General features: G+C 58.8%; 37 protein-coding genes, 2 other RNA genes and 1 pseudogene. 3 read left to right on the top strand and 37 right to left on the bottom strand.

Features of this window, described 5'->3' with window-relative positions:
- Nucleotides 1-432 precede the first annotated feature (432 nt).
- Entirely contained in the window at nt 433-1,140 is a 708-nt protein-coding gene (locus tag ACRCYW_RS16485) for a hypothetical protein (protein ID WP_438551124.1), read from the top strand.
- Between the two features lie 392 nt (nt 1,141-1,532).
- Complete coding sequence (locus ACRCYW_RS16490; protein WP_438551125.1) at nt 1,533-2,357, top strand: DUF4393 domain-containing protein; 825 nt, start codon at nt 1,533-1,535, stop codon at nt 2,355-2,357.
- A gap of 78 nt (nt 2,358-2,435) precedes the next feature.
- On the opposite strand, the gene ACRCYW_RS16495 is transcribed toward ACRCYW_RS16490, so the two are convergent.
- From ACRCYW_RS16495 to ACRCYW_RS16670, 36 genes are all read right to left on the bottom strand, one after another.
- Nucleotides 2,436-3,188 (bottom strand): hypothetical protein, encoded by a 753-nt coding sequence (locus ACRCYW_RS16495; protein ID WP_438551126.1) that lies wholly within the window; start codon nt 3,186-3,188, stop codon nt 2,436-2,438.
- Complete coding sequence (locus tag ACRCYW_RS16500; RefSeq protein WP_438551127.1) at nt 3,185-3,616, bottom strand: phage tail terminator protein; 432 nt, start codon at nt 3,614-3,616, stop codon at nt 3,185-3,187. The genes ACRCYW_RS16495 and ACRCYW_RS16500 overlap by 4 nt, the downstream gene beginning before the upstream one ends.
- Nucleotides 3,617-3,624: 8 nt before the next feature.
- A complete protein-coding gene (locus ACRCYW_RS16505) occupies nt 3,625-4,041 on the bottom strand; it encodes a gp436 family protein (protein ID WP_438551128.1) in 417 nt (138 codons plus the stop codon).
- A complete protein-coding gene (locus ACRCYW_RS16510) occupies nt 4,038-4,370 on the bottom strand; it encodes an HI1506-related protein (RefSeq protein WP_438551129.1) in 333 nt (110 codons plus the stop codon). The genes ACRCYW_RS16505 and ACRCYW_RS16510 overlap by 4 nt, the downstream gene beginning before the upstream one ends.
- A 117-nt stretch (nt 4,371-4,487) precedes the next feature.
- Nucleotides 4,488-5,396, bottom strand: coding sequence for a Mu-like prophage major head subunit gpT family protein (locus ACRCYW_RS16515; protein ID WP_438551130.1), 909 nt, complete (start codon nt 5,394-5,396; stop codon nt 4,488-4,490).
- 54 nt (nt 5,397-5,450) lie between these two features.
- Entirely contained in the window at nt 5,451-6,593 is a 1,143-nt protein-coding gene (locus tag ACRCYW_RS16520; protein WP_438551131.1) for a phage protease, read from the bottom strand.
- A 200-nt stretch (nt 6,594-6,793) separates the two neighbouring features.
- Nucleotides 6,794-7,240 (bottom strand): phage virion morphogenesis protein, encoded by a 447-nt coding sequence (locus ACRCYW_RS16525; protein WP_438551132.1) that lies wholly within the window; start codon nt 7,238-7,240, stop codon nt 6,794-6,796.
- On the bottom strand, nt 7,240-7,446 hold the full coding sequence (locus ACRCYW_RS16530) for a hypothetical protein (protein WP_349917728.1): 207 nt from the start codon (nt 7,444-7,446) through the stop codon (nt 7,240-7,242). Before ACRCYW_RS16530 ends, ACRCYW_RS16525 begins: the two co-directional genes overlap by 1 nt.
- Complete coding sequence (locus tag ACRCYW_RS16535) at nt 7,443-8,918, bottom strand: phage head morphogenesis protein (RefSeq protein WP_438551133.1); 1,476 nt, start codon at nt 8,916-8,918, stop codon at nt 7,443-7,445. The genes ACRCYW_RS16530 and ACRCYW_RS16535 overlap by 4 nt, the downstream gene beginning before the upstream one ends.
- Nucleotides 8,918-10,489: a DUF935 domain-containing protein gene (locus ACRCYW_RS16540; RefSeq protein ID WP_438551134.1), complete on the bottom strand. Its 1,572-nt coding sequence runs from the start codon at nt 10,487-10,489 to the stop codon at nt 8,918-8,920. The genes ACRCYW_RS16535 and ACRCYW_RS16540 overlap by 1 nt, the downstream gene beginning before the upstream one ends.
- A complete protein-coding gene (locus ACRCYW_RS16545; RefSeq protein WP_438551135.1) occupies nt 10,489-12,033 on the bottom strand; it encodes a hypothetical protein in 1,545 nt (514 codons plus the stop codon). The genes ACRCYW_RS16540 and ACRCYW_RS16545 overlap by 1 nt, the downstream gene beginning before the upstream one ends.
- A complete protein-coding gene (locus tag ACRCYW_RS16550) occupies nt 12,033-12,608 on the bottom strand; it encodes a DUF3486 family protein (protein ID WP_438551136.1) in 576 nt (191 codons plus the stop codon). Before ACRCYW_RS16550 ends, ACRCYW_RS16545 begins: the two co-directional genes overlap by 1 nt.
- Nucleotides 12,609-12,610: 2 nt before the next feature.
- Complete coding sequence (locus ACRCYW_RS16555; protein WP_168234780.1) at nt 12,611-12,907, bottom strand: VpaChn25_0724 family phage protein; 297 nt, start codon at nt 12,905-12,907, stop codon at nt 12,611-12,613.
- Nucleotides 12,904-13,218 carry a DUF2730 family protein gene (locus ACRCYW_RS16560; protein ID WP_171283028.1) on the bottom strand — a complete coding sequence of 105 codons (315 nt, stop codon included), beginning with the start codon at nt 13,216-13,218 and terminating at the stop codon, nt 12,904-12,906. The genes ACRCYW_RS16555 and ACRCYW_RS16560 overlap by 4 nt, the downstream gene beginning before the upstream one ends.
- Nucleotides 13,199-13,426 carry a TraR/DksA family transcriptional regulator gene (locus ACRCYW_RS16565; protein ID WP_349917739.1) on the bottom strand — a complete coding sequence of 76 codons (228 nt, stop codon included), beginning with the start codon at nt 13,424-13,426 and terminating at the stop codon, nt 13,199-13,201. The genes ACRCYW_RS16560 and ACRCYW_RS16565 overlap by 20 nt, the downstream gene beginning before the upstream one ends.
- A gap of 21 nt (nt 13,427-13,447) precedes the next feature.
- On the bottom strand, nt 13,448-13,669 hold the full coding sequence (locus ACRCYW_RS16570; protein WP_438551137.1) for a hypothetical protein: 222 nt from the start codon (nt 13,667-13,669) through the stop codon (nt 13,448-13,450).
- Nucleotides 13,662-13,976, bottom strand: coding sequence for a hypothetical protein (locus ACRCYW_RS16575; protein WP_438551138.1), 315 nt, complete (start codon nt 13,974-13,976; stop codon nt 13,662-13,664). The genes ACRCYW_RS16570 and ACRCYW_RS16575 overlap by 8 nt, the downstream gene beginning before the upstream one ends.
- Nucleotides 13,973-14,557: a glycoside hydrolase family 108 protein gene (locus ACRCYW_RS16580; RefSeq protein ID WP_438551139.1), complete on the bottom strand. Its 585-nt coding sequence runs from the start codon at nt 14,555-14,557 to the stop codon at nt 13,973-13,975. Before ACRCYW_RS16580 ends, ACRCYW_RS16575 begins: the two co-directional genes overlap by 4 nt.
- A 111-nt stretch (nt 14,558-14,668) precedes the next feature.
- Entirely contained in the window at nt 14,669-14,950 is a 282-nt protein-coding gene (locus ACRCYW_RS16585; RefSeq protein ID WP_438551140.1) for a hypothetical protein, read from the bottom strand.
- A 17-nt stretch (nt 14,951-14,967) separates the two neighbouring features.
- A complete protein-coding gene (locus ACRCYW_RS16590; RefSeq protein WP_438551141.1) occupies nt 14,968-15,546 on the bottom strand; it encodes a hypothetical protein in 579 nt (192 codons plus the stop codon).
- A gap of 29 nt (nt 15,547-15,575) precedes the next feature.
- Nucleotides 15,576-15,902 (bottom strand): hypothetical protein, encoded by a 327-nt coding sequence (locus ACRCYW_RS16595; RefSeq protein WP_438551142.1) that lies wholly within the window; start codon nt 15,900-15,902, stop codon nt 15,576-15,578.
- A 101-nt stretch (nt 15,903-16,003) separates the two neighbouring features.
- Nucleotides 16,004-16,456 (bottom strand): Mor transcription activator family protein, encoded by a 453-nt coding sequence (locus ACRCYW_RS16600; RefSeq protein WP_438551143.1) that lies wholly within the window; start codon nt 16,454-16,456, stop codon nt 16,004-16,006.
- Entirely contained in the window at nt 16,449-17,042 is a 594-nt protein-coding gene (locus ACRCYW_RS16605) for a gp16 family protein (protein WP_438551144.1), read from the bottom strand. Before ACRCYW_RS16605 ends, ACRCYW_RS16600 begins: the two co-directional genes overlap by 8 nt.
- Nucleotides 17,026-17,205, bottom strand: a complete 180-nt coding sequence (locus ACRCYW_RS16610; RefSeq protein ID WP_438551319.1) for a hypothetical protein — start codon at nt 17,203-17,205, stop codon at nt 17,026-17,028. The genes ACRCYW_RS16605 and ACRCYW_RS16610 overlap by 17 nt, the downstream gene beginning before the upstream one ends.
- Complete coding sequence (locus tag ACRCYW_RS16615) at nt 17,192-17,422, bottom strand: hypothetical protein (protein WP_438551145.1); 231 nt, start codon at nt 17,420-17,422, stop codon at nt 17,192-17,194. The genes ACRCYW_RS16610 and ACRCYW_RS16615 overlap by 14 nt, the downstream gene beginning before the upstream one ends.
- A gap of 40 nt (nt 17,423-17,462) precedes the next feature.
- Nucleotides 17,463-17,525: hammerhead ribozyme type II (locus ACRCYW_RS16620), an RNA gene on the bottom strand.
- A complete protein-coding gene (locus ACRCYW_RS16625) occupies nt 17,524-17,736 on the bottom strand; it encodes a hypothetical protein (protein WP_438551146.1) in 213 nt (70 codons plus the stop codon). The genes ACRCYW_RS16620 and ACRCYW_RS16625 overlap by 2 nt, the downstream gene beginning before the upstream one ends.
- 5 nt (nt 17,737-17,741) lie before the next feature.
- An RNA gene (locus ACRCYW_RS16630) (hammerhead ribozyme type II) lies at nt 17,742-17,811 on the bottom strand.
- Between the two features lie 4 nt (nt 17,812-17,815).
- Nucleotides 17,816-18,013 (bottom strand): hypothetical protein, encoded by a 198-nt coding sequence (locus ACRCYW_RS16635; RefSeq protein WP_438551147.1) that lies wholly within the window; start codon nt 18,011-18,013, stop codon nt 17,816-17,818.
- Between the two features lie 14 nt (nt 18,014-18,027).
- The gene (locus tag ACRCYW_RS16640; RefSeq protein ID WP_438551148.1) at nt 18,028-18,648 is read right to left on the bottom strand and encodes a DUF3164 family protein; all 621 of its coding nucleotides are present in this window, start codon (nt 18,646-18,648) and stop codon (nt 18,028-18,030) included.
- Between the two features lie 41 nt (nt 18,649-18,689).
- Nucleotides 18,690-18,920 carry a hypothetical protein gene (locus ACRCYW_RS16645; RefSeq protein ID WP_438551149.1) on the bottom strand — a complete coding sequence of 77 codons (231 nt, stop codon included), beginning with the start codon at nt 18,918-18,920 and terminating at the stop codon, nt 18,690-18,692.
- Between the two features lie 56 nt (nt 18,921-18,976).
- The gene (locus ACRCYW_RS16650; RefSeq protein WP_438551150.1) at nt 18,977-19,537 is read right to left on the bottom strand and encodes a transcriptional regulator; all 561 of its coding nucleotides are present in this window, start codon (nt 19,535-19,537) and stop codon (nt 18,977-18,979) included.
- Nucleotides 19,521-20,123 carry a hypothetical protein gene (locus ACRCYW_RS16655; RefSeq protein ID WP_438551151.1) on the bottom strand — a complete coding sequence of 201 codons (603 nt, stop codon included), beginning with the start codon at nt 20,121-20,123 and terminating at the stop codon, nt 19,521-19,523. Before ACRCYW_RS16655 ends, ACRCYW_RS16650 begins: the two co-directional genes overlap by 17 nt.
- 45 nt (nt 20,124-20,168) lie before the next feature.
- Nucleotides 20,169-20,891, bottom strand: coding sequence for an ATP-binding protein (locus ACRCYW_RS16660; protein WP_332502134.1), 723 nt, complete (start codon nt 20,889-20,891; stop codon nt 20,169-20,171).
- A 41-nt stretch (nt 20,892-20,932) separates the two neighbouring features.
- Complete coding sequence (locus tag ACRCYW_RS16665; RefSeq protein WP_438551152.1) at nt 20,933-22,381, bottom strand: DDE-type integrase/transposase/recombinase; 1,449 nt, start codon at nt 22,379-22,381, stop codon at nt 20,933-20,935.
- Between the two features lie 15 nt (nt 22,382-22,396).
- Nucleotides 22,397-23,146, bottom strand: coding sequence for a DNA-binding protein (locus ACRCYW_RS16670; protein WP_438551153.1), 750 nt, complete (start codon nt 23,144-23,146; stop codon nt 22,397-22,399).
- Between the two features lie 443 nt (nt 23,147-23,589).
- On the opposite strand from ACRCYW_RS16670, the gene ACRCYW_RS16675 reads away from it, so the two are divergent.
- On the top strand, nt 23,590-24,273 hold the full coding sequence (locus tag ACRCYW_RS16675; RefSeq protein WP_438551154.1) for a S24 family peptidase: 684 nt from the start codon (nt 23,590-23,592) through the stop codon (nt 24,271-24,273).
- 254 nt (nt 24,274-24,527) lie between these two features.
- Here the strand turns inward: ACRCYW_RS16675 and ACRCYW_RS16680 are convergent.
- Nucleotides 24,528-25,055 (bottom strand): annotated as a pseudogene (locus tag ACRCYW_RS16680) (AEC family transporter); the annotation flags it as partial.
- Between the last annotated feature and the right edge of the window lie 5 nt (nt 25,056-25,060).

Raw genomic sequence — 25,060 nt, forward strand, 5'->3', positions numbered from 1 at the left:
AATGATGGGTAGACAAAATGAAAGTCACTATATGTATCGTGGTGAAGATGACCCAGTTCATCGACCACATCGTTATGAACGATGCTCGGATACTGGCCGAAGAAGAAGAGTTTATTTAGATGAAGATAATGGCGATGATTAATGCAGACATTCTTGGACAGTTAAAAAAAGCGCGATCTCCCCACCGTTATCGTATCTGCTACACCGTATCCGGCCGGTTCACATAGAAAGGCGCGCGCTCGTCAGAGAGAGGCCCAGCTCCTGCACCTGCCCCGCCAGCGCGGCCAGTGACCTTGGCCGATAGCTCTAGCGTGAGTTTCAGACTGGAAGAGGTGGACATGAGACATTCCTGAGAGATTCAGATATGCCCCATGGTAAAGGGATGGCAAAATGAGGGGGTTTATGGGGAATTACTGTAATACGGAGTTAGGCATGAATGAAAAAAGTAAACTAAAAACAAATAACTGGGTTGTTATATGGGTTGCTGGCACAATTTTAGTTCTCCTCCCCCTCGGGCTGTACTTTTATATTTTCGGCCCGGCATCCCATTACACCCTCTCAGATAACCACTCTGCATGGGCCAGCTTTGGAAGTTACTTAGGTGGTACCATTGGCCCTTTCTTGTCCGGTCTTGCATTCCTTGGGGTATGGAAAACATATAAATTACAAAGCGAACAGTTAGACCTAACTAAAAAGCAATTCAAAAAGGAAGAGGTTGAAAGATTAATTACATCAGTTGTCGATAAAATGGATGTATTGTTATCTGCCCCCATTGACCTTTCAACTGTAGAGTCTGATAGGAAATGCCTCGATATCGTGAGCATAGAAAATGTGTTGACCCTGATATATAAAAACACTGTAAGTGACAACGCAGAAGATAACAAATACGCCAAATCACTTAAAAATCACATTTCAATTACAATAAACTCAATTCTAAATGAAACGCTTTACTTAACTTGGCTCTTAAGCAAACAGCGTAAGGACCACTCTGAATCAGTTGCCATTGAATATTGCTGGCACCGATTCATAAATATCTTTGCAATATTACATATAATTGATTTTAGATTAGAGCATGAAACAATCTCACTCTTTAATGTGAAAGAGTTTGCAGAGTTAAAATTAAAGCAGGAAATTAAATAATCGCTTCATTTTGCTGTTACGCCAGTTTTAGGTAAGGTACGGCGGGTCTCCCCGCCGTTTTGCTATCCAACCCTTACACCGTCTCCGGCCGATCCACATATAAGGGCGCGGTCTCGCCGTCCAGGGCCAGCTGCTCCCCCTCCTGCTCGATCTCGATGGGCTTGTCGCTCAAGAAATCCACTGCCTTCTTGGGAGGCTGGCTGGCACTGGGATTGTCAGCTTTATGGTCTTACCACTGACGACGCTGAACCCATCCAGCAATAAGCCTCCGTAGGAAGGTCGCCTGCGATGCGAGATGTATCACAAGATATGACTTCTGGACTTGGGCATGATGGAGTACCAGTAGCAAGATAGGAATCCCTAAGGGATCGTAAAAATTCTAAGGAGTTAACATGGCGGATGAAGATCCTGTTAAGACAGTCAATGATGGAGTATTGATTGTCGCCGAAGTATTGAAGGCTGCAGGGGATGCCCCGCAGGTGAAGGAAGCAGCAGGAAATCTCGGTCAGACGGCTGTGACATTGACAAAGGCAATCAATAATGTGCTGCTTCCATTAGCAGCGGTTAACTTCGCCTTTGATAAAGCCAGAGCCTATTACAATAGCAAGTTTCAGCAAGATTTGGCCGAGAAAACTAAAGACATACCGCCTGAACATATCATCGAGCCAAAAGCATCCATTGCTGGGCCAACACTGCAAGGACTTGCTTTCACGCATGAAGAGCCGAATCTCAGAGAGATGTATCTAAATCTGTTGACCACATCCATGGACGGTCGTTCAGCCTCATTTGCACACCCAGCTTTCGTGGAAATTATCAAACAACTTGATAGTGAAGAAGCGCACCTTATTAAGGGTGTGCTCCAATCCCAGCGCCCCCATCCGATCGTTCAGATTATTCGCACGCTAAAAGAGAATGGCGGCTACCAACAGCTCGTCCTGCATGTACTCAACCTAACAAGCTTGGAAAAAAAAGAACCCATTGAAAACAAAAGACTTCCTGCAATTATTGACAATTGGATTCGCCTTGGTCTGGTCGAGGTTACTTATGGCTCGCACTTAGTTGAAGATGGAATTTACTCTTGGGTAGATAAGCGCCCCGAATTCTTACGGTTGATTAATGACCCTCAACCCGACGAGGCAAAAATAGAGTTCGAGAAAGGAATCATGCGATGTACCGACCTTGGTAAACGCTTCGCTCACGCAATTGGCCTACTATAACGTCCAAGTAGTGGAATACGCTAACATAAAGGAATTTCAAAACGGCGGGTCTCCCCGCCGTTTTCTATTCTCCTACCGTCACACCGTCTCCGGTCGATCCACATAGAAAGGTGCGGTCTCACCATCCAGGGCCAGCAGCTCCCCCTCCAGCTCGATCTCGATGGGCTTGTCACTGAGGAAATCCACCGCCTTCTTGGGTGCAAGCGAGGCACGGGGCACGGTCAGTACGATGGACTCCCCGCCGATCACACTGCGACCGTCCAGGGTCAGCTTGGCCTTCACCTCCGGCTGCACGTTGCCCGCGATGCGGGTGCCGGTGATGGCGTTATAGCTGGCGCTGACGGTCACCGGTCCGCCGTCGGCCACGGTTCCCGCCTTGGTGGCGCGCAGCAGCCCCAGGGCATAGTTGATCTCGAAGTCGGTGCCCAGCACCAAGGACGTGGAGCCTTCCTTCACCACCAGGCCGGTGGCCGACAGATTGGTCTTGCCCAGGCTCACCCACTTGGGATGGGCCGGCAGCGTCACCGGCAGATCGGTGAGCGTCCCTGCGCCCTGGTTGATGGGGCTCTCCAGCCCCATAAAGGCGGCTGCCAGCAGCACCGGCGGGATCTCGCTGGTCTTGATGCTGACCGTGGCGGGTTTGGGCACGAAGTAGGTTTCCCGCGCCTGCCCGAGCTTGCCCTTGCGCTTGCTCGGGATGCTGATCTTCTCGCTGTCCGGTTTCACCTCCAGGCTGTTGACGTCCACCGGGCCGATCACCCCGTTCGAGACGTTGTTGGTAAAGGTCTCGATATAGAGATCCCCTTCCAGGTGCAGAGTTTCGCTCATCATCGCTCTCCTTTGAATTTCACGGTCACGGTAAAGGCGAGCGGCAGATAGGCCACCCCGCCCTTGTAGCTTGGCCGGGCCGGGCTGGCCCCACGGCTGAACACGCTGTTCTCATAGGGCCGACCCGCCACGGCCTGCAGGATGCGGCCCATCCACACCCCGGCACTCGGCTGGTTTGGAGTGGCGCGATGCACCAGCAGCACCAGCCAGAGCTGCTCGAAGTAACTCACCCTCCCCGACTGGTTGCCCTCCTGCGGGCGTTCCCCCTGGTAGATGATGTGGATGGCCGGATGGTGCTGGCCCAGGTTGGCTACCGCCTCCAGATCGGTGGCCACAAACACCTCCTTGAGCCCCTGCCCCTTGAGCGGCTGCAGCAGTCCCTTGAGGGCCTCCCCCGCCGCCAGGTAGTCGAGCTCTCCTGTGCTCGGCATCAGCCCTGTCATAGGAAGCCCCCACTGCCCCGGCCAAACACCCGGCCATCGGACTGCAGTTGGGCCAGGTTCTGGCTCTCCACCTGCTCACCATCGGCGGCCAACCCCAACGCCAGCTCTCCCTTGCCCACCGATTTGAGGAAGGCCAGGGCCGCCTCGTTGCGCTTGGCGATCTGCTCCGGCGCCTGCTCGCCATAGAGGCGGTGACGGGCGATATCGGCGCAGATAGGCACTAACGCGGTGGGCACATGAGCCAGCGGCAGCGGATAGCGCCCCGCCAGGTAGCCATCGATCAAGGCCCCGGCATCCTGCAGGGCGATGATGATGGCCGCACCATCCAGCTCTCCGGTCGGGGTCATGGCCAGGCGCAACAGCTCCGCCTCGCCAAAGCGGGTCACCATGTCGCTGACGCTGGCGTAGCTCATTTGCCTTTGCCCTTGCCGCTGCCTGCCTCGGCGACAGGCTCTGCTACCTCAGGGGCCGGGCTTTCAGGGGCCTGACTCAGCTCGCCCAATGCTGCATCGTCCAGATCCCCCGCCGCCGGCGGTGCATCCGGCGCGGGCTTGGTATCCGCCACAGGCGCAGGCTCCTCCACCTCCACGGCCAAGCGGAAGACCGACAGACGCGGATCACCTTCCAAAGCTGCGCATTGCTCATCTGAGACAACCAACTCAGACTCGCCAGGTGCAATCGCCTGGCCCGCCCGGTGATAGCCCTGATGAAGTTTCGATATAACGAGCACTCGAATAGCCATCTCATGTTTCCCTCTATCTCGTTCAATCCAGGGGCCGGTTTAAACGGGGGTTAAACGCCCGGACTGGGACTGTTTAACCCCGTCGTAGCACCGAGCCCACGGGGTTACCGCTCGGCGTTACAGGTAATCCGCCACCACCAGTTCCAGCTTGCCCTTGAGCTCGTTGCTGGAGCTCTCGGAGAGCTCACGCTCCAGCATCTGGGTCGCCAGCTTTTCGAGCGACGGAGGCACCACCAACAGGGTCGGCTTAATGCCAAGCTGGCGGCCGCCGTCCGCCTTGAACTCGCGCATCCTGGTGATCGCGTCCCACAGGTTGTCGGGGGTCAGAGCCCGCTTGTTGGCGAACGCCAGTTGCCAGAAGCCGAAGCCGGCAGCATCACGGCAATCCACCCCGTAGCGGAACTGCTTAGAGGTGAACACCGCCTCGTCATCGGCTTTGGTCATGGCGATGAGCTGCGGCGACTTGCGATCCTGGAAGATGATGGGCTTGAGGGCGCGGCTGGTATCGAGCAGGAACCAGGGCTCGCCCGCATAGGCGCCATCCACCACCAGGTTGGCGGCCACCACGGCGGTACCAGTGCCATCGGCCTTGGGGTAGACCGGATGGTCGGTGTCGAAGAAATACTGGCCGTCATAGCAGGGGCTGGTGAAACCGGCGCCGAGCAGACCGAAGCAGAGCTCGTCGGGATGCACCCCGGCCGAGCGTCCCATCTCGGCGAACAGCGGGGCGTAGATACCCAGCTCGTCGTCTTCGATATCGTTGCGATCCACCCCCACGGTGGCCTCGAAGTCTTCGTTGACGATCTGGTAACTGTGCGCCTTCATCGACTCGATCACCCGGTCCCCGATCCACTTGCGCAGGGTCGGGAACTTGCCGAGCCAGCCATAAGTGTTGGACTTGGTGGTCGATTTGATCACGGTGGCGATCTTGGTGTACTGGGTCGGCGCCTCACTCTTGGCGTCTTCAAAGTTCTTCTTGAAGCCGGTGAAGAGGGCCTGCAGCAGCGCGGGGGTAACAATGGCCATGGTCTATTCCTTCTCTGGTTTAACTGGACTGCGCGTGAAACGAGAGGCGCTTGCCTAGGCTTTTGCCTTGGCAAATGCCTCGTGGCTGATACCGAGCTGGTCGGCGGCGTACTTGTCCTCGGCCGAGAGCACCGCATCGCCCTTCTTCTCAGGCAAGGTAACGGCGGCGGTCTGGCTGGCGGCGAGCGCAGCAATGGCCGGACGCGGATCCAGCAGCGCCTTGAGGGCGGCCACCCCCTTCTGGGAGGCATAGGCGGTCAGGTACTCCTCTTCGGCGGCCACCACCTTGCCCTGGGTGCGCGCCTCCTTGATGAGAGTCGCGGCGTCGGTGGTGTCCACCTGGGCGGTCAGTGCCGCCACCTGGGTGACCAGGGCGTTATAGGTCGCCACCGGCACGTATTGCGCCAGGTCAACCTGGCCACCTGGCTGCGCCTTGAGGGCGGCCAACGAGGCCTTTTCGGCCGAGAGCGCAGCCTCCAGCTCCGGCGCTTTCTTGGCACTGGCCTGCAGGCTGTCGAGCTCGGTGAGCGCCTTCTGCAGTTGCTCGTCGGTGGGGTCGCCGGTCAGCTCGATGCCGAGCTTGGCCAGCAGCTTTTTCAGCAGTTCATTCATGGGAGTCTCCTTGTGTGCCACATGGGCGGGGGTGGCCGGCTGGCCGGGTTGAACAGGGTGGGCACTCAAGGCCGCCAGCGCCTGCATACCCACCACCCCGGGATCGTTGGTGATGGCGGTCATGCGCAGCTCCAGAGGACGGCCCTGGGCGTCATAGGGGAAGACGGCAGAGAGGAAGCGGTATTCACCGGCCGCCACCAGGGCGGCGGCGCGATCGGTCCAGCGCGGTTTAATAAAGAGGCCCTGCCCCTCGCGCCACTCGATTTCGTCGGCGTTGTACCAGCCGGCCGCCGGGGCGGGCTGGCCGTTCTGGTCGGTCTTGAGGGTCTGATGGTCGTAGTCGATGAGGATGTCTTGCCCCTGCTCCCGCACCCGGTTAAGCAGGGTGGTGGCGATGGCCTTGTCGAGCTGCCAATGGCCGCCGGGCACATCGAAGGGGCGACCATCCCTGGCCTTGAAGGGGCCCATCGGCAGCAGTTGGTGCCAACCATCGGCGCCGGGATTCAGCGCAGCATCGAGCACGGCCAACCCCAGGGCGGTGGGGCGGGCGGTCAGGATGGCCTGGGCAATGGCAGATTGGGGCATCACTCTCACTCCGGCGCTGGGCGCAAAACATCACTGCGGCCAGTGTCAGGGAGCGAGAAGGGGCGTCGGGTTTATGGTGGGTTACTGCAACAACAGGGGGACGGTACTGTTTAACGGTGTTTAAACGCAGTTTTGCAGTGCGGGAAACGGACGGGCCATGCCATCGCACCGGCCCTCCCCCCTTAAACGCTCTCAGAGGCTTAGGGCGCGTCCGCCGTCAGATAGCCTTCCAGGGTTTCCAGTACGCTTTGCTGATCGGCGTCCGAGAGCCCCAGATAGGGGCGCTCAGGCAGGCTGATCTCGGGGCGACCAAACTGGTGGGCCGCGCCGTATTCAAGCGGGGTGCCGAAGTAGAGGGTCTGGGGCTCGGCCTGATAGTTGAGGGTGTCCCGCAAATTGTCATCCAGGCGCAGCACCTCATCGGCATAGCGAGGCTTGCGGGCACGGTAGTTATCCGAGAGCGGGGCCCAGGGCTCCCCTTCCGAGCTCTCCTGTTCATCCCAGCGATCCCGGTGGGAGAGCGCCAACCCCTCCCCGATATCCGCCAGGGGCTCACTGAGATCGCCGGTGCGCTGATAGAGCTGGTCGAGCAGCTGATGGGCATCGACCACCCCATGGTGGCTGATGGCGATAAAGCTGCCCGCCATCAGTGCTTATCCTCAAAGGTGGTCATAAAGTGCAAGGCCTCCGCATCGGCAGCAAGCATGGCGGCTTCCCACAAGTCGGCCAGCAGCTCAGCCTCATGCTCCGTCGCTTGTTCACACAAGGCATCAAGGGCCTTGGCTTGCGCCAAGGTAAAAGCACCTTCAGTCTCCAGTAACTGGCTGGCTTGTTCCAGCAAGGTCCCTCTCATGGCTTATCTCCTTTGGTAGCCACTGCGGTGGCCCGTTCTATCATGTCTTTCACTCGTTTTGCCAATTCGGGAAAGTGTAGTGCCATTTCTTCACCTGCTAGCACCCAGGCAGCAAAGGCCTCGGCGGCGGCCTCCATTCTGGTCTTGCCTGCGTACTCCGTCAGCAGACCGACTCCCGTCAGATCCGGCTCCCCAGCCCAGAAGTGTACCTGGTGACCCAACTCGTGAAGCCAAGTTGATAATCGCTGGGCCGACTCCCCTTGCTTGGCTCCCACATTAGCCGACACACTCCAGTGACGACGCAAGGCAGCACCACTGGACCCTCTTGGCTGCCATTGGCGCGGACCGCTGTTGTGCCTGGCATCAGCCACCACCTCGGCCGCTGCTGCCCGTACCGCCTGCATATCCACCGTTTTGAACGTATCACCCGCCTTGACCTTGATAACCAAGTGATCCCAACTCTTGGCGGTGAAGCCATTGGTCATATTGGCCCGGCGTGAGTGATACAGGGTACGTACCAGGTAAGCATCTTTACCAAGATATTCTGCGATGGCCGGCGCCACCTTGAGCCCGGCCGCCCCCTTCCCCATCTCGGTCTGCTTGATAAACAGCGTCTTGACCGGGTGTGCCTTGAGGAAGGCAGCCAAAGGTTCTCGCTGGGAGGCCGGCAGTTGGGCCAGCAGATCGCTGAGCCCCTGGGCCGTCACTCCCTTGGCGCTGGAATAAGCGCTCTCCACTGTCCGTTCCGGCAGCCGCTCGGCCAGCGTGGGTTTGGCCGCCTCCCGCTTGGCCATGGCCTCGGTCAGGGCGGCCGGGGTCTGCGGGCGATAGTCAAATCCCGGGTCGATACCACGGGGGATCCGATGTATCTCCCCGGTCGTCTTGTCCACCCACTCATAGTCGCCATCGTCTGGGGCCTGGCCCACCGTCAGGCCGCGCCGTTTAAGGTCGGCTGCCGAGAGCAGGAACTTTTTGCACTTGCAGCCATAGCCGTTGCTTGGGCTGTGGGTATCCCACCAGGGGTGGTCCGCCGGCAGCACCAGGTTGTTCCACTTGAGGTGCAGTTCCCTGGGGTGCTCAGAGTTCCCGTGGCGATAGAGGGCATAAGGGCGCTTGTGCTTGATACGCTCTATTTGCTCCTCGCGGCCAGCGTTGTAGCTCTGGCGCAGGTTGGTCTCGAAGATCACCTGGGAGCGCCACGACGCCGGACCGGTATGCGCCCAGCCGTGGCGGGCTACGATGTCCTTGAACGCCTTCTGAAAGGACCCGAGCGACTGCCCTTCGCTGATCGCCTTGTCCACCGCCCCGCGCAGATCGGCCAGCAAGTCCGTCTTGGTCGCCCCCGCCACCATAAAGGCGCAGTTATGGGCCTCCCGCCACACATCGGCCCAACGCTCGCTCGGCATATCGAGCTTCTGGCGAAAGAAGGCGATCGCCTCGGCAAAGGGGAGCGAGCCATAACGAACGGGCATCAGTTGCCCTCCTCCATCTCCAGCATCCCGAGCAGTTCGCTGGCGGCGATGGCCTGGGCCAGCAAGGTACCCAGTTCGTCATGACTGAGGTCGGGCTCCAGTGCCAGCAAGCCATCCCGGATCTCCTCCAGGGTAGTGGCCTGCATCACCAGCGCCTGGACGGCGTCGGTCATGCCCGCCAACAAGGGGGCGACTTCGGCCTGCAACCGGGCCAGCTGGGCGTCATTGTTATCGCCCGGGGCGGGGGCATTTGCCGCCAGTGCTGCCAATCCTTGCGCCTTGAGTGCGGCTTCCCCTGGTGCAGCTTGCTTATCGACAATGACCAGCACCTCCTCACCATCCTTGGGGACCGGGATCTGCAGCTTGTCCCGCACCCACTGGGCCGGGATCTGCATCCCCATCCCCACCAGGGCGCGCAGCGGATAGGCCAAGTCGCGCATGTCCTCCGGCTCGGTCACATCGAACTCCAGCCGGGGAGCGCGGCGCGGCCCCTGGAAGCTCTTGCCATTGAGGGCAAACAGCGGATAGACCAGATCCCGGGTCAGGGTCGCGGCGAGTTGCCGCAGGTCTGCGTCCCTCACCTCCTGACGCACCTCGTTATGGACATTGCCGAGCGCATTGGTCGAGCTCTTGCCGTCAGCCTGGGAGGTCAGGGTGCCTCCCAGGACGGCCTTGCTGATGGAGCGCTCGCACCAGTCCATCATCACCACGAAGGGGTCGGCCTGGCCGCTGGCGGCGTTCTCAAACTCGATCTCCATCCCCCGGGGGATGATGCCGCCGGCGTTGTGGCCGATGGAGAGCACCGCCTGCAGCAGAGTCGCCTTCTCCTTCTCGGTGGCTCCTTCCGGGTATTTGCCGAGGCGCACCGGCAGACCGTAGATCTCCAGAAACTCGGCGAGATCCCGCACGCTGTAGTTCTTGAACAGGAAGGGCCAGATCAGGGTGCGGATAAGACCGGTGCGGGCGAGATACCCCGATTTGGATTTGGCTTTGTGAACCAACCAGCCGAACGGATTGAGGCCTGCCCCCTCCTTGCTGCCGTCTCGCAGTCGCAGCTGGTTCCAGTCATCCGGGTGGGTCTGGAACCAGGCGGGATCGCGCCAGATGATGCCCTTGGGGAGCTGCAGCCCCTCCACCAGTTCCCAACCGCTGAACTCCTGGGCACTGAACCCCTTGAGCACCGCATCGGTGGCGTCAAAAATGGCATCGTCCAGCCAGGTGAAGTCCTCCAGCAGCTCGCGGATCATGTCGCTGTCGCGCTTCTCGGCCGCGCTGGCGTTGCGCGGCGGCTCTATGGTCCAGCTCACCCCGAGCAGGGCGCGCCTGCGCTTGCCGAGCTCGCTCTGCAGATGAGCGTCTTTCTCCTCCATGTCCTCGGCCAGTTCGCACTGGGCGATGAGGCTCCCCTCCTCCGCCTCTTTGAGCGCGGCGGCCGCCTTGCCTGGGGTGAGCCCCACCGTCGGGTGCTCACTGTAGTGGCGGCGCAGCTGGGCCAGCTTGGCGTCGTTCTCCGTCTGAGGCTCCTTCTGCAGGCGCAGCGAGTTGCCATGAATATCAATCAGTTCAGCCATTACCAGCCCCCTCGTTCAAATTGGTGGTAGTCGTCGTGCCGCCCTTCGTCCCGCTTGCCTGGCAAGGGAGTGAACTCGATGGCGCCCCCCTCCATCCAGCTGGCCCGCACCGCCATGGCCAGCGCCACCGCAAAGTCGCCATGACGCTGCTGGCCGCCCTGACCGGTGTTCTTGCCCTTGTCGATCTTGGGGATGCCGTTGATGACCTGGATCTTGCCGAGATCGTCCTGCACGTCCGCATGGCGCGGGATCACCAGGTTGTCATCCTCCAGCTCGGCCTTGAGCTTGGGCATCCACTCTCGATACCAGGGGTCGCTCAGCATCACGCACTCGATCATGCTGGCGCCCCAACGCAGCCGGGCGGCCTCCGCCAGATAGCCGCCGTTGCCGGTGGCATCGAAGGCCGCCGCCGTGAAGCGGTGCAGCCCCTGCAGCAGGTAAAACAGGATCTGGCGCTGGGTCTCATAGGGGGCGTTGACCAGCTCCACTACGAAGGGCACCCGTTTGCGCAGGTTGGCTGCGATGGAGAGCGGGACGAACACCGAGAGATCCCCCTTGCGGGCGAAGTCCTCGCCAAGCACGTGGCGGCAGGTGCGATCGAGTGCCTCCAGGCAGGGCTTGAGGTGCTCCTCGCACCAGAGATCCACCACCGCCTTGCGGGTCTCCTCGCTTTGCAGCTCGAAGTCTTTGGGCGCCGTGAAGCGCAGGATAGGGATATCCGGCTGCATGGCCCGCTCTATCAGGGTGCGCTTGATATAGACGCCGCTGCTCTGCTTGGGCACGCAGAAATATTCCTCCAGCGCGTCCTCTTCGGTAGCTGTGTCCTTGAGCAGCCCCGCCTTCCAGGCATCCTCCGTTTCTTGTGTCCAGGGTGTGCCCTTGACCTGGCAGATGCGGCGATAGAGCCCCTGCCGACAGGCGTCGTCCAGGGTGATGGTGTGGATGGAATAGCGTTTCTTGCCGGCGCGGCTGTCGCCGATCAGCTGGTTGAACAGGTTATCGACGCCGTTGTGGGTGCTGATGAGCCGCACCTTGGCGCCCCACATGGTCAGCGCCAGCGCGGCTTTGAGCACCTCGGCCAACCGGTCATGGAAGGCGGCTTCGTCGATGGTGACATTGCCCTGCATCCCCCGCAGGTTGGAGGGGTTGCTGGAGAGCGCCTGCACCTTGAAGCCCGAGGCGAAATAGACCACGAAGGTGAGGATCGCCTTGTCCTCGTCGTCTGTGAACACCTCCTCCTGGATCTCGCCGGCCGCCTTGTTGAACGCCTTGGCCCACATGGCCACGGCGTCGATAAATTCGCGCGCCATCTCCTTGTTGCTGCCCACGTAGAAGTGGTGGCCACCGCCGGCATTCTTGGCCTTGGAGGCCGTCAGGGTTGCGTCAGCCGCCTCCGCCCAGGTGATACCGGTACGGCGGCTCTTCTCGGCGATCTTGAGCGGGCTCTCGTCGGCAATCCAAATCTTCTGATACGGCAGCAGCACCTCGTCGGGACTGTATTCAGTGCCGAGTGCCTGGGCTAACTGCTGGGCGATCGTGGTCATCAAGCGATCCCCAGGATTTCACGGCGAATGACCGCAGCGGCTTCACCACTTAGCCCGGCTTGGGTGACGATGGCCTCGGTCTTGGCGGCCACCTCCTCGGCAAAGGCCTGGCGGATCTCCTTCTCCCGCTTGTGGCTCTGCATCGCGGTGGATTCGAGGCGCTGTGCCGCCAGCATGGCGTTTTTCAGCATGTCGATATCCACTGCCTCCTCCGGGTTCTGCACCTGGGCCAGCATCGCCTTGAACAGCTGGGAGCGGCCGAGCTCCAGGATGAGCTTGGTGGTCTCCCCCATCGGCTTGTCACCGAGCTGGGAGGTGAGCGCCGCCGTGGTCTCCCGCAAATCCCGCAGGTGCTGACCCACCTGCTCCACCTGGCTGGCGTGCCGGCTGAGCCCAGAGCGGGACAGCTTGAGATCGGCAGGCAGCCCCGCCTCCTCGATAAGGCCGTTGATCTCGTCCAGGATGGCGGCTTGGCTGTTGGCTTTGTCGCGCAGCAGCTCGTTGAGGGCGTTGCGGATGGCCTCGGGCAGCAGCCATACCTTGCTGGCGCGGCCCCGGGTCGGCTTCTCTGCCATGGTCAATCCTCCGCCCTAGGCTTCTTGACGCCAGGCACCGAGGCGCGCCCCTCTGCCGCGTCCTGACCCCGGCCGGTGAGGTGGGCCACCTGCACCTGGGCGAGGCGCTCGATGCGCACCAGCCCCTGCTCTTCCAGCCAGGCCAGCAGGGTCTTGACCCGATCCCGGGTCACCCTGCCGGTACCGAGCTGATCGAGGCAATCGTTCAAAATCGACTCGTTGGCGGCACCGCCGATATCGAGCAGAGAGCGCAAGATCACCAGGCGTTGCTGGGCGTCCAATATTGCTTGAATGCTCATGCCTTCTCCTTCTGTACCGATGCCAGCTCGTTCTCCAGCAGCATGTCGGCAAGCCGGCGCGCCTGGCGCAGCTCCGGCTTGACCTCCCGCAGCTCCCCACGCAGCTCGCTTATCTCCAACTGCAGCTTATGCAGCTCCTTCTCGCTCGGCAGGTCGGCCAATACCTGCTCCACCCGCTGTACCCGCTGCACCAGGGCGGTGAGATCCTCCCGCTTGGCATAGGTCTTGGAGAGCAGGATGATGACCACCAGCCCCACCAGACTGGCCAGGGCATACAGCGGCCCCCAGTTCTTAACGATGAATTCCCACACGGACAGCCTCCTTGCGCTCGAATAGGGTCTGGCACTCGATACAGCGCGGTGCGTCCGGCTCGGCCTTGAGCCGAGCCGCCGGGATGGGCTCATCGCAATCGCAGCAGATGCCATCACCGATGGGTTTTGCTCGCGCCCGATGGGCCGCAATAAGGCGCCCGGTTCGCTCGGCGTCGAGCTGCTGGGCGCGGTCTATGGGGTCGCTCAAGGGCGTCTCCTTGCGAACCGGTTATTTGATGACGTGGGTCGCCTTGAGGCGACCCCAGATGGCCAACAGGCCACCCACCGCACTGGCCACATCAACAGCGGTCGTGGCGATCGAGCTCTGGGTCTGAGCATCCACGTCGATGCCGAACAGGCCGGCAATACCGGCCCCCACGGCGATGACGCCGCCGATCACGGCCCGGCTCCTGAGTGCCGGCTTTGCTTGAGGTAACAGGGAATCAGGCATGATGGGTTTCCTTCTCTTGGGGTTGGGAACGACGGGCACGGGCCCGCAGGCGATCCAACTCAGTCACCGACTGCCAGCCTTTGACAAACAGGGATTGGCGGGTAGCGTGATGGCTGTAAAGCGGGATCGCCTGTGGGTCCGTGCTGGTCAGTGGGTCGGCCTGCCAGGCCTTGAGATGGGCATGGCGCCCATCCTTGAAGCAGACCAGATAGCGGGGGTTCTTGAGCTCGGGGATGCCGAAGTAACCGGCCACCTGGATCCGCTGCTGTGCCCGTTGGCGCTTGTTGGTGAGGCTGGCGCTGCTCATGGCGCCACCTCTTCAAACTGGGAGAGCAGGTAGCTCTGCAGACGCAGCAGGCGGTTGATCCAGCCCCAGGCATTGACCCACTGGCCCGGGTCTTTGCGCACGATGCCGAGCAGAAAGCTGGCGCGGACCTCCAGCAGGGTAAGCAGCAGGGCACGGCCACCGTCCCGGCCGGTCTTGGCGGCCAACACCCGAAGGGTCAGGGAGCCCAGCACCCCGTCGGCCATGATGCCGAGCGCCTGCTGCAGCTGACGCACCGAGCGGCTCGGGCCGTGATGTACTGCTCCGTCGAACAGGGCGATGGCGATCAGCGGGCAGACACTCTCGACCCGATCGCAGCGGGCGGGCAACCAGTAATTGGCTCGGTAGAAGGGCCCGGCATGGGCGGGGGTCAGATCACCGACGGCAATATCCGGCTGGCCATCACGATCGAGATCGATCATGCCATCTTTCTTGCCGTCGGCGGCATCAGCGATGCCGTACTTGGTGTGGCCTCCCCGGTCAGCCGGATGGTTGACTTCACCTCCTTCCACATCGGGACGAAGCAACCAGGCAAGCGCGATAGGAAAGGTATCAGGCAACATAAAAGGCCCCTCGATTAACTGCGTTATCGCAGCGTACCGAGGGGCCTTATGGGAGGGGGTTTATGGTGGATTAGTGTTCATACCAATTATAGAAAAATGAACCCATTGGGTTCATTTTTTAAACAGTGTGGTTGCCCAGCATATAACTGCAAACACAATAAATAATATCCAAGCTATATCAACGCGGTTAAGAAACTCGAGTGTTAGTTGATACCCTTCGAGCTTAGCTGCGCTAAGTCCAGATAAAACTATGTAGCTGTAACAAATCCCAGCCACGACTCCCAAAATGTCACAAATGATATTAAAACGATGGTTATCATTCGTCGGCACAAAAGAAGAAAACGCCTTAATTGTATCTGGTATGAAACTAAATAATTTAGAAAAATCAGGCATTTACCCACATTCCCTAATCAATGCTTGCGCTGTGCATCAACTTTATTCAACTGAATGCCACAGGAGCCTAATACACCAAGACCTGCAAAGAATCCTGGAGTCAGTTCCCAAGCACTGATTCCACCTAACAACATGGCACAAACACCGGCTATCAACGCAACCGCAGTACCATTTATCGTTACCTTCAAGATCTTTTCACGACGGTTAAGTTCGGTAGTACTCAACATAGTTGCTTCCTCCCTTACCTCTTCCAAAGTTGCATCACAAAGAGTCAAGCTACTTTGCACAACCTTTGTCACATCAAAATAACTCTCAACATCAGTTTTGTCACGTTGACTAGAGCGTGGGGGTCTTAGCTGTTCGCTGGGGATAGTCACCGATATAGGAGCAATTCTGACATTAACTCCTTGCAATGGTTGCACTGCGGCCAAGCTTACTGCAACAACAGCCGCGCATGAGGCCAGAATTTTTAACCCGTCATTCTGACTCACACGAACCTCCCCCTCCAAGGCGGTAGTCAGCTCATGATGAGCTAGCATGGCATACCTGCGCTCCCACACCTGTTGTTGGTTACTTTCAGCTCTGATCGCAGACATACACACCAAGCTCCAATGAATGACCGAACCTATATGGGGGAATTAGTTTCTACAACTATTGAATTGAGTAAATTTCTGAGCCCAACTAAACCGTCTGGCGACAAACTAACGCCGACCACATGTTCCCGAAGCAATGTTGCTTCAATTTGACCATTGGGTCGCATCAAGTTTGGGTCTTCGGGATGAGAGATCAGCCCTTCTTGAATGTAGCGAACCCGGTCAGCGAAGAATGACAATTCAATCCTGCCATCCACTTGGTTCATAGCTGCACCACTAGAAACATGAACTTGATAGGAGGGACTCCGAGCATGTTCAATCTTAGGCTCATCTCCTTCTTTACGTACTGGATTCACCATTACAAAAGGCTCCAAATGAAAACCGAAATATCAAAATGGCCATAAATATAGCACTATCATTCAAGTAAAGCATCTGTAGGATCTGAACAACTTTACTTCTATCACGCCTTCAACTCATTCTCATCATTAAATAAATCTAAATTCATTCGCTGGCGTACAAGACGCCGCTGCTCCGCCACCACCGCATAAGTCTGCGGCACAGAAAGACAGTGCTTACGGGCCAGCTGATCGATATTGCGGCCGTTAAACTCATCCCAGATGGCCCGATCACGTAGCGCAGCCTTGAGGTGCTCCCCGGTCGGGATGTAGTAAGCCCGGCCGCCCATATAGTGAGCCTGCACCAGCGCCAACTTGCGAGCCTGGGCCATGGCCTGCTCCGCTGTCATACCACTGCGACCCAGTTCACAGGCTAGCACATCCACCAGCTCGGCCAGCGCCTTGGGCCACTTGGCGGTCAATTCGCTGGTCGGGATCTGATCCAGCCGGTCCACCAGCTGACCGAGCGCCTCATGGTCATCGGCGAACAGGTCCAGATTCTCTTGGTTGCTATCCATGTTGCACCTCCGCTTGCATCTGCTCGAAGGCCGCCAGCACGGCTTGATAGCCTGCTACCCGCGCCCCACTCCTACTGAGGGGAACGGGACGCTTGGCTGCCTGCAGCGCCTCGACCATCTCCCGCTTGTGCCAGTTCTTGAGGGACTCCAGCACCGGGTAAGCCAACTCTTCGCTGAGCCAGGCCACCTCGGCCACCCCGATCCCCTTGTTCAGCCGCACCGTCTGACGCTCCACATAATGATTGAGCGCCGTTTCGCTGCCATCACGCAGCAGACCGTGGCGATACATGGTGATCCAGACTGCCCGTATCACCCCTATCTCTGCCGTCTTGATCTGGGTCCTACGGGCAGGGCTTAAACGCTTGCTGGTAGTCTCTTTAACGGGGCGTTTAACAGTCGGTTTAAAGCCTGCCCCCTTCATGGCCGCCAGCACCTTCTCCAACTCTTGGAGCGTCAGCTCGGCGGCCGAACGCTTGCCGCTCTGCTGGGCCAGCAGCTCCCGATAGGTCTCCTCATCCAGCCCCAGGGAACGACGCCCCACCTGCACCAACCGGATCAGGCGGGTGCGTTCACTGTTCGCTGTCATGATCCCTCTCCATTGCTTCCACCCAGATCTGGCCTGAGGCCACATCGTTCCCACTGCGCCACTCTGGACAATGGCTATCGAGCCACTGCTCAGCGCCCTGCAGGTTCAATGGACCGAACTTCATCACATAGGCCAGCAAGGCCTGCCAGTTAGACGCGGCCATGGTGGGCCTCTGCCGCTCTGGCTTGTTGCAACTCCGCCACCAATTGCCAGCGCATCTGGCTGGCCTCCCCTGCCAGGGCATGAAAGCCCTGCTGGCGAGCCTCTTTATCAAACTGCTTGAGCTGTCTGCACACAGCCCGTTTGTCAGAAGTCGCCAGTGCAATGGCGGCCGCGCTGAAAATCTTGGTAAGCCGAATATCCATCTCTGTTTTGGTCATCGCCGTGCTCCTTTATCGAGGCGGTGAAGACCTGGGCCCAGGTCGGCTGCTCATCAGTACCCAGCCACCACGCTGGGTAGACGGGGCAAGCCCCGTTTCGCTTACTTGGCCAGGCGCTTGCGCGCCTTGTTCACGATGGCGGATAACATGGTCAGCCGGGATTTTTGGCTGGCGGCCTTGCCGTATTGGTTGATGAAGTCGATGGCCAGTTGTGCATCATCCAGAGACCGCTGTGGGTTGCTCCTCAGCTGACATTCCAAGGAGCTCTTGGCATCGGCCACGCTTGCGTTCAAAAGGGCTTTCACGTTTTCCATCCTTCCTCCGGCTGCTCATCAGTACCCGACCACCACGCCGGGCAGACAGGGCGGCAGAGCCCCCCTGTTTCGCACTGGCTTATTCTTCAAATTTCAACGGCATCACCCCCTGATACTCCTCCTCATTGAGCGGCATGGGGCCCAGTCCCAGCGCCCACAGCAGGGCGGCCTTGATCCCATCCTCATAGGTGTCGTCGGGGTAGCAAGTGCCCTCTGTCTCGCTGATCTGCTCGCACAGCAGCAGTTGCTCTTCGGCCTGTTCTACGTTGATTTCCATCGTTCACTCCTCCCTTACAACTTCGCCAGATCCAGGCTCATCTGGACGTAACGGCCCTGTCCGTCACGCTCGTAGAGCCGCAGGTATTGGCTGGTGCCGGTCACCTGGATGGCGTCGGCGATCGCCTGCATGGCCTGCTCCCAGTCGGCGTCCTCTATGTTCAGCTGACGCAGGGAGAGCACTTGGTTGACGTCGATGTGTCCCGCCTTGGAAACCCGAAAGGCATGGTCCACCAGGGCCCGCAGCTTGGCGTCGGCGCCATCGCTCCAGCGCGCAATACACTGGTCGATAAGCGTCTTGGCAGCCTGGATCCGTTCATCAAATTTGCGGTGCTCCCCCACCGCCCGAATGAGCTTGTAACGGCCATCGAAGCTGAGCAGAGTGACGTTGCCCTTGGTGCCGCCCCAGGCCACCCCGTATTGCTCGGCCGAGAGGTCCACAAAGTCGGCGATCTGCTGCATGGCGTCGATCTTAAAGGCGGCGAGCAGTGAACGTTGCTCACGGGCCGCCGCGATGATGGCCATCACCACCTCATCGCGCAGCTTGTCCGCCGGAGCGATCAGGTTCTCCGGTACCCAGTGCCCCTGGGCGTTCTGCCGCATCGGGGTGGTGTTGCAGGTCTGTGCTTCTTGCATAAAGCTCTCCTTGCTTAATCCCTTTGTTGTCCGGTGGTCGCTTACTGGCGCCAGTGCAGGACACAGCCGCCAAAGCGCACCATGGCCACCTCGCTGACTACCCCGGCCAGGCATTCGCGCCCCCACACCGCCCTCCTTGTCATCTCCGGGGGAAAGGGCCCGGTTACCATCAGCAGTGGGGTATGGCGCACCTGACCGGTGCGCACCTTGCATCCGTTTGCCGTCAGCCAGAGGCGTAGCTGGTCAGCGGTGTTTTGCAGATTTCTGTTCATCCCGTTCTCCTTGTGATCTCGTCACTGGGCCCACAGCACAACCCGAGCCCGCTGGTTTACTGGCCGTGCTTCTCCACCTTGTCGAGCAGCCGGTTGTACTTGATGCCCATGATCTTGAGCTCCTCCGCCAGCAGTTCGGCCAGGATGCGCAAGCTGCTGCTGGCATTCTCACCATCGCTTTTCGCCTGACGTCGCAATCGCGAGAGCGTGGCCTCGGCGTCATAACGGGCGCTTTTATCCACGCCTCTGCCACGTTGTTCGACCGGGAGCCTCATCGGCCGACGCAGTTGCTGGTCCTCGCTGAGCTGGCTATGGGGGCAGCCGCTGTGACAGGCCTTCCAGAGCTTGATATCCATAGGCCTGGTCCCGACCTCATCCGCCTTTCTGCGCTGATGGGCCAGGCACTGATGCACCGGGATTTCCCCCAAGATGGGACACACCACCTTGTGGCCCATCAGGTTCCCTTCCACCAACTTCTGCACCCGCGCCAGATCCCCTGGGTACTTCTCGTTGCAGACCTGACTGATCAAGGTTCGGGACAGGCTGAGCTTCTCGGCTACCACGGCCAACGAACTGGCCTCCACTTCGGCCTGCAATACCTCAAGCCACGTTTCCATGCTCATCCCCCTCCACCAGGAACAGATAAAGCCGCTTCTGGTTTTGATCCCAACAACCATTGGCCCGACAGATAGGGGAATGGCGACCGGTATCCCTGACCAGTTGGAACCGCCCTGTTAAACCTGTTCTCGCTCGCACCGGCAAAAATTTGTCCACCTTGTAGAGGACTTTTACATAACCCGCTTTGACCAGGTTGTTAGTGAAGTGCCAAGCTTGACGCTGACCTACGTTGGCGGTGAGCATCAAATCTGACAGGGTAAATCGGCTGCTGATCTTCATGGTGTTCCACATCTTCTGCTGATTGGTTTTGCGCTTGCTCCGACATTTGGGCTTTTTCGCTCCACTGTTTTTCCCTATTGGCGGAGCCTTGCCCAACGTGGCCACCTTGAACCAAGCTGGTTTCGTCGCAACACCCGCTGGGTTTTTAATCAGATAGCCTGAGGAGAGCCAATCTCTCACAACCTTGTAAATGTGGGGCTCTGACATGCCGGTCACGGCAACCACATCCTTGATGACGAAAGCCTCCTGCTCGCACATCCATTGCCAAGCCCGTGCCGTCATTGGCTCATTGTTTTGATCAACCACTGGTATCCCTCCCGTGCTTTGTTCTTGTTTCGACCTTGCGAACACCTAGCGACTGCGGCGCACGTCGTGCAGCAACTCGCTGGCGTCGACATCCTCCAGGCGGATAATCCGGGCGTCTGAGGCCATGGCCAGCTTCTCGATCTTGTCCAGCGCGGAAACGATGGTCCGCACCACCCCGTTGGAGCGCTTGCGGATGAGATCCAACAGGGCGTCGTCGATCTCCACGTCCACCTCCAGCATCTCGCTGGCAATCAGTGACACATCTTCCAGGTCAGCAGGCTTGAACTCGATCCATTGGGATATGCGGTTGAACAGTTGCTTGCGTTGGCTGATACGGCGGGCGATCTCCTCCATCCCCACCAGGATCAGGGGCTGCTCGGTGGCGTCATAGATGTCACGCAGGGTCTCCATGATGCGGGCATTGCCAACCACGTAATCTGCCTCATCCACGAAGATGGCCAATTCTTCGGCCCGCACCGCCTCCACGATGCTATCGACCTGCCCCCGCAAGTTATGGCGCTGGGGAATACCGATCTCCTTGGCAATCTGCTCCAGCAAACTGGTCACGGTGTCGGCCTTGTAGCAACGCACATAGATGCCGTTTACTTCGTCCTGGTTGAACAGCCACTCCACGGCGGTGGTCTTACCAAAACCGCTGGGGCCATGGATAAGCCCGATGCCTGGCACGATGCTGGAGCGATTGAGCAGGTTGTCGAGCAGTTGCTCGGTCTTGATCATGTTTTTGACTTCGACGATCTTGTGTTTCATAGTCTTTGTGTCCTTATGTCCGTGGTTTACAGGGCCGCTCGTTAACCTTTTGCCTGGGTGTTGCGAGTGGCCCTGATCTCGTCCAGATGGCGGTAAATCCGTTTCGCCATCAGCTTGTGGCTATAGAGGTACTTGGTCAGCCACTCCTTCTCCCGCTCGCCAAGTGGGGCATCCAACTCTTTCTCGGCCAAATAAATAGCCTGCTCATACTCGGTCTTGAGCGCCCTGGACTCCTGCCCGGCCGTAGCTTGGGCACGGGCCGCCTTCTCTTCACGCCTGGCTTCTATCGCAGCCAGCTCGGCGGCGCTGAAACTACGTTCAACGGGTTGCAACACCACACCGCTCAAGGCTGCCAGAGCGCTGTTGTCGAGGCTCTCGTCAGGTTGGCGGAACAGCAGGGTGTCCTTGGCTTGATCGACAAAGTGGTTAACCACGTCCTGATGGAGCTGGTCGATACCGAAGGTCTTGGCGAGGCTTCTCATCTCACGGCGGAAACTCCCCAGCGCCTTGGCATCGGCCTTCTTGGCGGCGCGGAAGGCATCCGGGCTCACTCCATTGCCCAGCAAGTCGAGGTTTACCGCCTCGATCCGCTCGTTCCAGTCACCGGTGCGGTACAAGATGGCTCGGCCCACATCGCAAGGATCGAGGAACACGCTGACCCGCTGACTCTTCCAGTTGTGCTCCAAGAGCTCCGGCGCGCTGTACTTAAGACCGCCTGCCTTGATAAAGCCCTTCGAGACGGTGGCCTCACCGATATGGTTGAGCAGCAGATCCAGCGCGGAATCATCGCTAATGGCCCTGCGCTGGTAACGGGCGTTTTGGTACTTCTCGTTGGGGGTCACACCCAAGGAGCTGTGCTTGCGGTTGTGGTAACGAGCATCCAGCCAGTTATCGAGCAGGGTCTGCAGCTCTGCCGCCGTCATGGCCAGCTCGAAGAGCTCCTTCGCAGTGTCAGGCTTGCGCTTTTCCTCCAAACGTTCGGCAAAGCTCTTGCGCGCCTCGATCACCTGGCGATCGGACACGCAGTGCCCGATATAAGAGGGCAACAGTTCAATCAGGCCGTGGCTCAGGGTGCGGAAGAAGCGCTCAATGTGTGGCTTCTCCCACCCCGAATAGGCGTTGGAGCGGCTGACGTTCATCCCCAACAGGGTACAAATGGACATGACCCGTTGGCTCACATAGTCGGAGCCATTGTCGGTTCGCATCACGCCGTTCTCGTTGAGGGTGCCCCAGGCCAGCAGGGTCTTGCGCAGCAGCAGGCAGATCCCCTCGCTTGATGAGCTCTTGGCCACCAGCAGGCGTACCCGACGGGTAAACACATCGATCACCGCAATGATGCTGTGACGACCGTCCACCAGCATGGCGTCGACCGGGGTGCTGTCGAACTCCCAGACGTCATTGGGCTGGGCCATCCAGGGGTACATCTCTTCGATCGCGCTGCGATATTTGTTGTTGTAAGCATCCGGGTTGGTGGCATAGGTGAAGGCCACCTTGTTCTCCGCCAGCTATTTGACCAACCAGCGACGCAGGGAGGATTGACTGGGGATGTGCCAACCTAGCTGGTTCAAATCGCTGTATTGGTTGGCAAGCTCGTGCAGAGCGCCCCATTTATTGGCCAGATGCGGTTTGGCGGTAACCAGGGCGGTGAGGAACTGGACAAGCTCGGGGCTCTGTTCCACAGTCGATGGCCGTTCCCGCTGGTAGTTGCCAGCCAGAGCTGCCGGGCCTTCATCGGCTAACGCGCCCTGCCAGCGGCGCAGCGTGATGAGGCTGAACGGCTTTTGCCTTTCATAGACGCTGGCGGGTAGAGAAAGTGCACGGGTACGGTATGCCTCGATGAAGGCGCGGCGACCCACCTCCCCTTGCTGGCAGGCCTGATACGGAGCCAGATATATATCGGCGGCCTGCAGGATCAGCAACCTGGCATCAACTTTCTTGCGCGATCCTTCTCCCAGTGTCAGCAGCTTGCGACCGGCATCCGGCTTGAGCTGTACCTCTGACGCCAGCAATTTGGCCATCGCCTTGCCGCCGGCTGCATGATCGGTCACGGCCTGACCTTGCTCTGCTACGGCTTGTTCTGCCAGATACCGACGGGTTTCCACTGGCAGGGAGCTGATGTGATACTCCGCCCCCTTGCCATCTGCGCATTTGCGCGAATTGAACTGCTCAGACTTTGCACGATACCTGACCCCCTGTACCGTGCTGGGCATTCCCGGCAAGCTGACAAGATCCATGGATGTGAACCACTCTTTCATTTGCCTTCTCCATACAGAGCAACGCCAAGGGTTTCACTCAGTCCAGCCATGATCCTTGATGAAACAGTGCCATCGGCGGGCTGACGGTGCTTGCAAGGGGCATAAGTGTGAATACACTCCTGTACGGTGCGGGGTTTGAAACCACGTTCAATGGCCCAGTTCCTGACGGAGTAACCACGCTTTCTAAGCTCTCCGTAGATGTGATTGGCTGTACTTATGCTCATGGGATCACCGTGATACAATTTGAGAAATCTTTCGCGCATTGCGCGAACAATTGAGAGTATTGATCAACTCAAAAACTCTTGCAATGGAAAGATTCACTCTTTTCTTTTCGTAAATTCACTCATTTGAGCCTTTTCGTTTTAAGGCTTTTATATCAATGAGTTAAACAATGGAAAGTGCTCATAACAAAAGAAAGCGCGCTTTCCTTCTTGAGGGACTTTATGGAAAGTGAATTCAAGAACAGGCTTGAATCGATTATTGGGACGGAAAGCGCGCGCTCATTTGCGTTGAGAGCTGGGATGGCAGACACCACTTTGCGCCAGTATCTGAATGGCCGTTCTGAGCCAAACATGAGCCAGCTGATCAAGATTGCGGATACTGCTGGGGTCAGAATTGACTGGCTGGCCACAGGACGTGGTGCAAAGGAAGATGTGCAGGATGAACGCCTCAACCCGGATGGGTTGGATAAGGCAGAGTTCGATGAGGAATACGCACTGATCGATGGTTACCACATTGCCGTCAGTGCGGGCCATGGCGCGTTCAACGATGAACATGAAGTTAAACGCAAACTGGCTTTTCGCCGTAAGTGGCTAAAGTTCCGTCAGCTCAACCCGGATAACCTGGCAGTAGTGTTCGCCAAAGGCGACAGCATGGAGCCAACCATTCACTCTGGCGACTCCATCCTGGTTGATATGAGCCGTAACCAGATCCAGGATGGCGGTCTGTTCGTGCTACGCCTTGGCGATGAGCTCTATGCCAAACGGCTGCAGAAACGAGTTGATGGCGGTGTGAACATCATCAGTGATAACAAGACAGGGTATGAGACGCTTGCCGTACTACCCGATGAACTAAGCGCGCTGAGCATCATCGGCAAGGTAGTTTGGTTGGGACATGACTTTTTCTAACTAAGCGCACTCTATCTGAGGTTTAAACCCTTCATTAAACCTCTGCAGGTGATTAAAACGAAAAAACAGGCGACAAGCCTGTTTTTCATTTTCTGCGTATCGATGGCGAATATCCTGAGCCATTTTTCATTTTGGCGCCTTGCGCACCTATCCCCTACCGATCGCCCTCCAAGCCTTGTCAGGCGTGAATTTGTCCCACGAGATCCCACTTGCTTTCGGCTGCTCCCGGTTTTTTCATTCTCTGTGGTCGGGTACACCACATAAGCCGGCAGCGGGATCTGCAGGTTCGCTACCAACAGACCCGCCAGCGCCGCCCACAGCATGGGGCTGCGCAGCCAGAGCCAGCGGGAGGCGTTGGCCGAGAGCAGGAAGATCCCCACCGAGAAGTGGAGCAGGTTGGAGAGCACGAACAGTATGACGATGGCGCCGAGCTGCTGCTCCCCGAAGGCCAGCACCATCAAGGGGATGCCGAGGTTGCCGGTGTTGCGAAACATGGCGGGCAAAATCAGCGCCGCCCGCTCCATCTCCTTGAGTCTGAGCAGGGAGAGCAGGAGGCCGGGCAGCAGGATCACCAGGGCGCCGGCGGCGATGAGGGGCATGTGATCCCCGAGCGCCAACGGGTACTTGATCAGCGCCGAGAACACCAGCGCCGGGGAGAAGAGCTCTATGTTGGCGCGATTGATATAGCCAAGCTCGGCTCCCCCGCGCAACCGGCCGTAGAGGGCTCCGAGAGCCACCACGGCAAACACCGGAATGACGATGTCGAGCAGGGTCGCGAACATGGGGC

Origin of the sequence: Aeromonas sp., assembly GCF_051657805.1 — a bacterium.
GTDB lineage: Bacteria > Pseudomonadota > Gammaproteobacteria > Enterobacterales > Aeromonadaceae > Aeromonas.